The sequence below is a fragment of the Microcystis sp. T1-4 genome (assembly GCF_000297435.1).
GTDB lineage: Bacteria > Cyanobacteriota > Cyanobacteriia > Cyanobacteriales > Microcystaceae > Microcystis.
Genome location: NZ_CAIP01000057.1, coordinates 1 through 7402, shown reverse-complemented (window position 1 = coordinate 7402; position 7402 = coordinate 1). Strand labels below are relative to the sequence as shown.

Annotated in this window: 9 protein-coding genes; 6 read left to right on the top strand and 3 right to left on the bottom strand. The window is 45.4% G+C overall.

The window, feature by feature from the left end:
• The first annotated feature begins 361 nt into the window (after positions 1–361).
• Positions 362–703 carry a phage holin family protein gene (locus tag MICAI_RS03325; protein ID WP_008197697.1) on the top strand — a complete coding sequence of 114 codons (342 nt, stop codon included), beginning with the start codon at positions 362–364 and terminating at the stop codon, positions 701–703.
• A 301-nt stretch (positions 704–1004) separates the two neighbouring features.
• The gene (locus MICAI_RS03320; protein ID WP_008197695.1) at positions 1005–1931 is read left to right on the top strand and encodes an RluA family pseudouridine synthase; all 927 of its coding nucleotides are present in this window, start codon (positions 1005–1007) and stop codon (positions 1929–1931) included.
• Here MICAI_RS03320 and MICAI_RS03315 read toward each other — a convergent pair.
• Positions 1928–2929, bottom strand: a complete 1002-nt coding sequence (locus MICAI_RS03315; RefSeq protein ID WP_008197692.1) for a (S)-8-amino-7-oxononanoate synthase BioU — start codon at positions 2927–2929, stop codon at positions 1928–1930. The genes MICAI_RS03320 and MICAI_RS03315 overlap by 4 nt on opposite strands.
• A 310-nt stretch (positions 2930–3239) precedes the next feature.
• Here MICAI_RS03315 and MICAI_RS03310 point away from each other — a divergent pair, with 310 nt between their 5' ends.
• The 4 genes from MICAI_RS03310 to MICAI_RS03295 all read left to right on the top strand — a co-directional run bounded on the left by MICAI_RS03310 (position 3240) and on the right by MICAI_RS03295 (position 5078).
• A complete protein-coding gene (locus MICAI_RS03310; RefSeq protein WP_008197690.1) occupies positions 3240–3455 on the top strand; it encodes a DUF2997 domain-containing protein in 216 nt (71 codons plus the stop codon).
• A 44-nt stretch (positions 3456–3499) separates the two neighbouring features.
• Positions 3500–3886 (top strand): DUF1257 domain-containing protein, encoded by a 387-nt coding sequence (locus tag MICAI_RS03305; RefSeq protein ID WP_002762644.1) that lies wholly within the window; start codon positions 3500–3502, stop codon positions 3884–3886.
• Positions 3886–4293, top strand: coding sequence for a ferredoxin (locus MICAI_RS03300; protein WP_002784283.1), 408 nt, complete (start codon positions 3886–3888; stop codon positions 4291–4293). The genes MICAI_RS03305 and MICAI_RS03300 overlap by 1 nt, the downstream gene beginning before the upstream one ends.
• Before the next feature lie 68 nt (positions 4294–4361).
• Positions 4362–5078: a potassium channel family protein gene (locus MICAI_RS03295; RefSeq protein WP_008197682.1), complete on the top strand. Its 717-nt coding sequence runs from the start codon at positions 4362–4364 to the stop codon at positions 5076–5078.
• Here MICAI_RS03295 and MICAI_RS03290 read toward each other — a convergent pair.
• Both MICAI_RS03290 and MICAI_RS22420 read right to left on the bottom strand, forming a co-directional pair.
• A complete protein-coding gene (locus MICAI_RS03290; protein WP_008197680.1) occupies positions 5035–6663 on the bottom strand; it encodes a cation:proton antiporter in 1629 nt (542 codons plus the stop codon). The two genes, MICAI_RS03295 and MICAI_RS03290, sit on opposite strands and share 44 nt — an antisense overlap.
• A 28-nt stretch (positions 6664–6691) precedes the next feature.
• On the bottom strand, positions 6692–7402 hold a 711-nt coding region (locus MICAI_RS22420), incomplete at its 5' end, for an IS30-like element ISMae39 family transposase (RefSeq protein WP_051011146.1).

The following is a 7402-nucleotide window of genomic DNA, read 5'->3' as shown; positions in this document are numbered from 1 at the left end:
GTCCGTTGTCTTTTAACTCAGCGTCGGGTTTTGAATGGTTGTCATCCGTTGTGATAATTGTACCAGAAGGCAATTGATAGCCTGTTAAATTCCCTTGTTTCCACCACCTCCAAGCCGTTCGATAACTTATTCCTGTTTTTTTTGCATAGTCTGATAGTTTCATGTCTATATATTACCATGCCTGACTATATCTGACTATATTTGTATTGAAACTTTACAATACTATGTTCCCGCTCTGGTTTTCGGGCAGCGGAAGCAGTCAATGTCGGTTTTCGTTGTCATCTCCTGAAAACTTCCGTCTCTTTAAGGGGCGATGGCGATTAAAATGGATGAGGATGAACTATCTTAGATGGATGGACTTATGTTATCTTTTTTCCTCCGTTGGTTGATTACCGCCGTCTCTTTATTGATTACAGCGCAAATAGTACCAGGTATAGAAATTAAAAATTTTACCGTGGCTTTGATAGCTGCTGTCGTCTTGGGTTTAATTAATGCTATTGTTAGACCCCTGTTGATTCTTTTTACCCTGCCTTTAACTATTTTGACCCTAGGGTTATTTATTTTTGTGGTTAATGCCATTTCCTTTTCTTTAGCCTCCTATTTTATCCCTGGTTTTCAGGTAGAATCATTCTTTGCTGCTTTATTCGGTTCGATCGTGGTTTCGATCGTTTCAGGAGTTTTAAATAGCATTTTCAGTGACTAAAGTGGGCAAAATTCGCTTGTTTAAAACAGCTTGGCTTACTCTGATTGATTAATTTCTGATCTAGAGACGTTGCTATAATCAACGTCTCTCTATTTTTTTGGGTATGAGTAAATCTCTACTGATTTGCTTTGGCTTTTGTCGTTAAAAATCAGGAAAATTTAATCCCAAGATTTCTATCTCAAGCAGCCAGAGCAAGTTCAATTACTGTTAAAATAACTGGAATTGTTGAGCTAAGTTTAAATAATCTCCAGTCAGTTTTTCTCGATTCTCCTAAACCTTACACCCTGATCACTAAAAATCGATGAAGCAATTAAACTTAGAAGTTGCGGGAAAAAAAGAACGTTTAGATGCTTGGATGGGGTCACAATTGCCCGATTTATCGAGATCGAGACTGCAAAAACTGATAGAACAGGGATATATACAGTTAAACGGTCAAATTTGCACTAATAAAAATACTAAAGTTGCTCAAGGGGATCGCCTAAAGATTACCATTCCCGACAGTCAACCCCTCGAATTAACCGCCGAGGCGATCGAGCTTGATATTCTTTACGAAGACGAATATCTGATTATTATCAATAAACCAGCCGATTTAGTGGTTCATCCGGCCCCCGGCCACGAATCGGGAACCTTGGTCAACGCTTTACTACATCACTGCCCAAATTTAGCCGGAATCGGTGGAGTTCAACGGCCCGGCATAGTTCACCGCCTAGATAAGGATACCACGGGTGCGATCGTTGTTGCCAAAACCGACCAGGCCCATCAACACCTACAGGCACAATTAAAAACCAAAACTGCCCGCCGGGAATACATGGCCCTCGTCCACGGTGTCCCCAAAAGCGAAACAGGTACAATTGATCTGCCGATCGGTCGTCACCGCAGCGATCGCCAAAAGATGGCTATTATTGCCGTGGAAAAAGGCGGTAGAAATGCCGTCACCCACTGGCAAGTCAAGGAAAGACTAGGCAACTACACCTTAATGGAATTTCGCCTAGAAACTGGCAGAACTCATCAAATTCGCGTTCATAGCAGCCACATTGGTCATCCGATTCTTGGGGATCCCCTCTATAGTTCTGGTCGTTCCATCGGGATTAATCTACCCGGGCAATTACTCCACGCCCATCGTTTAATTTTAATACATCCGGTCACGGGAGAGAGCCTAGAAGCGATCGCTCCCTTACCCGCTATTTTCCCGAAAGTTTTAGCTATTTTACGCCAGAGAAACCCCTAGCGCACAAATTGCGGCATAATCTCCGCTGCTGTCCATAATCCGTAGATACCGCGACGATGCAGGGAAACCCCCGCTTTCAGATAACCGAAAGCCGGCCCGCAGACATTAGCCGCCATACTGGTTTCATCGCCTAAAGTGAAGGTATGGGTGGAAATTTTGCCTTCAAAAGTCCGCCCCGTGACCTTAACATTGGTACTTAAGGGCTTTTTCGGGTTGCGCGTATCCACCACACCGCCGACGGAAACCCGATCGCGTCCACAGATTCCAGCCAATTCCAGCATAATATCGTCGGCGTGTTCCATATTTTCGAGGCTGAGAATGCCATTGGTTTTATTTAACAGCATTTCCACTTCCGCGTCACTCATCTGGTGGGCTGTTTCTGGGTCGTAACCGGGTAAATGGGCGATATCTTCGCGAATAGTGGCACGATAAGCCTCCCAGTTGGCGATTCCCACGCCAAAGGTGATTTTAACGCTGTGAATCTCTGCATAACTCTGGGCAGCTAGGGCAGCGGCCGCAGTTAACAGTCCGGGGGTAGCACCGCAGCCGGTCATGTAGGTGATGCCGGCGGCTTCTAGGTCTGTTTGTAGTGCTAAGATTTGTGCCATGGCGCTGGTACGTTTGAGAGCATCGACTAAAACCCCGCGCCAACCTAAGCGAATGAAAGTTTTAGCGATATCGGCCATGAAATTGTTAGGTAAATTCGGCAAGGCGAGAAAATAGCCCTCTACGTCGGCAGTTTTGATTAATTCCTCGATACTGTTCTCGCTGAGACTGCCGTAATTTTCCAGATAACCGATCGAACCCCGGTCATGATAAATTTTGTTACAGGTATTGACATCTAGACCGTCTTTGTGGTATGCAAAACCAGCTTTATCGGCGGCGGCAGTCCAAAGCATTTCCTGTTTGGGGGCGAGAATTCTAGCGGCAGCCTGTCCCAAACCACCAAAACCTAAAACACCAATCCGAAGGCGATCGCTGGCTGTTTGTTTATTCATATCTCTTCTGATTCCTATAGACAAAATTCTATGATCTCGGCGGTCGTGGTTCGCCGTTGCATCTCCTTTATTTTCAATTTATCGCTTCAGGTCGTCTTTTTTGTGTAGTTTTGTTAAATTATGCCCACTAGGTTAAAGTTCGCCCTTGACGGTAAAGAAAAGTTACGGGAAACTTACAAAACATGAAAGTGGTTGGTAGAGATAATATAAAGTTTTGCTAAAATTTTAACCAGATTGCTACGATTAGCAAACTATCGTAAATTAAAACGATAGGGAGCTTTGCAAACCCCAGATCACGCCGAGAAGACCTATGAGCATGGAAAGCCTAGAGTTTATCATCTATCCCGATGGTCGCGTCATGGAAAAGGTGACAGGCATAGTCGGTTCATCTTGTCAAGAGGTGACGGCGGCGATCGAGGCACAACTCGGGCAGCTGATGTCTCAAGAGAAAACCTCGGATTATTACCATCAAACCGTCAGCCAGTCAGAGAAAGTCAGCAACGCGGCCACTTTTAGAGACTGGTAATTTTTCATCTTTCCCGATCCCTTTATTTAAGCCACTGAAAAACCATGTCACACTTTAGCAATATCAAAACCAAAATCCGCGATCTATCCTACCTAAAAGCCGCCCTGAGCGATATGGGGATGGAATGGAAAGAGGGTTCCCACCCCGTCAAAGGTTATCAAGGTCAAACTTTAACCGCAGAGGTGGTAATCGAGCAAGATAACAATTACGATATCGGTTTTCGCTGGAATGGTAACGAGTACGAGTTAGTTGCCGATTTGCAATACTGGCAACAACCCCTAACCGTAGAAGGATTTTTAAGAAAAGTAAATCAAGGTTATGCCTACCACACCATTCTGGCAGAAACTGCTAAACAGGGTTTTCAGGTGGCAGCACAGGAAAAAAATACTGATGGTTCTATTCGTCTAGTGGTACAACGTTGGAGTGCCTAATGGCTGATTTTTCTCCCGAACGCTCTGGTTTTGAACCAGAGTTAGGGGGATTCCTAAGAGATTCCCCCGATCGCACTGGTTTTGAGCCTGAATTGGGTGGTTTACAGCGCCAGAAAGCGGTTTACGTCGATGAGGTCACTTGTATTGGTTGTAAACACTGCGCCCACGTTGCCCCCAATACCTTTTTTATTGAAGGCGAATACGGTCGCTCTCGCGTCTATAATCAGGACGGTGACGAAGAAGAAATTATTCAAGAAGCGATCGAGACTTGTCCAGTTAACTGTATTCACTGGGTTAATTATAATAATTTGCAATTCCTTGAGGAAGAACGCAAACATCAAGTGATTAAACAGTTAGGTTTTCCTCAGATTCACAAGAAATTTAGCCCCGCAGATTTAGATATCTAGGGTGGATAGGTGCAGCCTCATCCATCCATTATTTCCTAGAAGTCAAGTTTGTTAAGTAAAGAGCCGCTATGTACGTTTTAATTGGTGGGGCGGGAATGATGGGGCTAGGTTTAGCCCAACAACTTTTAGACTTGGGACACACCGTCGCCATCGTTGATGTGGACCCTTTAGCTTGTCGGTTTGCCCGGGAAAAAATTGGTGTCATGGCCTTTGAGGGGAGCGCTGTCAGCACGAAAGTTCTGCTAGAGGCGGGGATTCGACAAGCTAAGGCGGTTGTTGCCGCATTGAGGGACGATGCGATGAATCTAGCCCTAGTCACCTTGTCTAGAAGTTATGGCATTTCCCATATTGTGGTGAGAATGTGCGATCGCGAATTTCTCGAAGCCTATCGTCTTGCTAGAGCTAGTCACATCATCAGCACGATTGATTTAGCCGTTGTCACCATGGCCAATGCGATCGAATACCCCGAAGTAGAATCGATGATGCACTTTGAACAGGGACAAGTGGAGGTGCTAAAGCTGCCCGTCCCCAAGGATTGTTATGTAGCTGGGCGTACCGTTGCCCAAATTGCTCAAGATGCCAACTTTCCGACCGGTTCGCTCATTATTGGCTATCAGTGTCACCCTTCTGCCAGTTTAGAGATTCCCAACGGCAATACCGTCCTAGAAGCAGACTCAACTATTCTGGTGGTTACTCGTCCGGAATTCGTCAAACCTATGATCGATTACCTCGGCATTCAAACTAATCATCGTCCAACGATAGAAGTTTCTCATCCAAACCTTTAACGTAGGATTGTACCAAATCTTCTGGTACAATGCGTTTGCGAAGTGCATCCCCCAGGGCTGCCTTCTCGGCGAGGAACAATCGTCGTCGAATGGCATCTAACTGACCGTAGTTAGGCTCCATTTGCCCCGATCGAGACTGATTATAAGCATCCCGCAGCAGCCGTTCCGATACCGCCACTTTTGCCTGATAAGATGCCCACAGTTCTTCGTACACTGCTTTCGGTAAAACGCCGGATTTCAGTAAATTGGCTAACTCATCTTGTGCCGCTTTCGAGGCGATCAACTGCAGCTGTAACTGGCCAATATGCCGTGTTACTGCCGAAACCTGACTAATATTGAGCTTTTTAATTAACCAAGGTAAGGCTAATCCTTGGATAACCAGAGAAAATAACACAGCCCCAAAGACTAGCTCGATGATCAATTCCCGCCCTGTTAGAGCCAAAGGAATGGCCACCGCTAGGGCCATGGAGAGTGAACCCTTGATGTTGCCCAAAATCAGAATATGTTGCCAGCGTAAGGGGATTGGTCGATCGATCCAGCGAAGTACCGATAGTAACGAATATACTGACAGAATACGCCCCAATTGATAAGCCAAAATGACCAGCACAATCGATGGCAAGGTTTGCCATAGGGTCAAGGGATTGATTTCAATGCCAATCAGCAGAAAAATAAAAGTATTGACGATAAAACCGGCATATTCCCAAAAACTGATCAGGGTAATGCGATCGGATGCAGAGGCGCTGCGAGGCAGCCCCAAGTTACCAAAGACAAGTCCGGCAATAACTACCGCTACCGCTCCCGATACACCCAAAAACTGCCCGAGTTGAAAAGCTCCCAAGGCAAGCGCAACCGTAAGCAAAAGGCTACTAAGCGGATCCCGTAAGCGCACATAGATAGGCAGACACAGGTAGCCTAGGACAGCGCCCACTAATCCCCCACCCAGAGCAACGATCAACACTTCCTTGATGACTTGTGTGGTGCTGATGGTTCCAGTCGCGTAAATCACCAAGAGCAAATTAAAGGTGACGAGTGCGGCTGCATCATTAAATAGTGTTTCCCCTTCCACAATAGTCGAGAGCCTAGAGGGAACCCGAATTTCTTTAAAGACGGCAATCATCGAGACAGTATCGGTATTTGCCAGAATCACTCCCACCAGTAAGGCGGGAATCCAATCTAGCCCCAGCCCGAATTTTACCAAAACTGCAATAATCGCCGCAGAAAAAACCGAGCCGGGTCCTGCCAGCAGAGCGATCGGTTTAAAGGTGCTGCGAAGACGGCTGATATCGGTATTAATCGCCGCTTCAAAAATCAGAATCGGCAGAAAAAGGTTAAGCACTAAAAACGGATCTAAGCCAATACGACGAGATAACAGATCGGTAATCGGTAATCCTGCTAAGACTAAACCTGCCACATAGGAAATGCGTAATCGCTGGGTTACTAGAGCCACAGCAGTGGCAATCAGTAGCAGCAGGATCAAGACAAGAACCAGTTCAGGAATGTCTCCCACCGTTTGGCTGTTCACAGCAGAATTGCTATCGAAGGATTTTTGTTGTGCTGCCCAGGCTACTAATAATTCTCCCCTCATAAGACGATTTTACCGAGAATAGGCCAATTCAAGTCTGAATTGCATCACTGTCTGATCTACCTTTATAGAATACCTCATTCGGGGTACGATAGTCAAGACATTTTCGAGGACGATTGTTAATCAAGTTTACGGCTCTTTCCACCTCCTCTGGCTTAACGATTTTAAAATTCGTTCCCTTGGGGAAAAATTGTCTTAACAGTCCATTGGTATGCTCGTTTAATCCCCTCTCCCACGAATGATAAGGAGTAGCAAAATAAAAATCTGCTCCTAGTTTCTGACTCAACTCTTGATGTCCACAAAATTCTTTGCCGTTGTCACAAGTAAAGGTTTTTCTTTTGTCAGGGTGAATCTCTTGAAAAAGTTTTTCTGTGACTCTATTGATTTCCGATGCGGTTTTGTTTTTGGCTAATCCTGCTACTAAAAATTTCGAGGCTTTATCTACATGAGTAACGAGAACTCCTAGATGATTGCCTCCAATCATTGTGTCACTTTCCCAATGACCGATTTCAGTTTTCTGGTCAGCAATTACTGGTCGCTCGCTGATATCTACACGCCCTGGAATCCCTCCACGCTTACTTTTTGCTCCGCCTCGACTCTTTCTTTGACAAAGCCCCCGGCGTAAATATTTCTGGTACTCTCCACATCCGTGATAGTTCTGATAGATCATTTGATAGATGGTTTCGTGACTGAGAGATTCTTGACTGGCTCTTTTCAGACGACCTGCTATTTGTTCGGGACT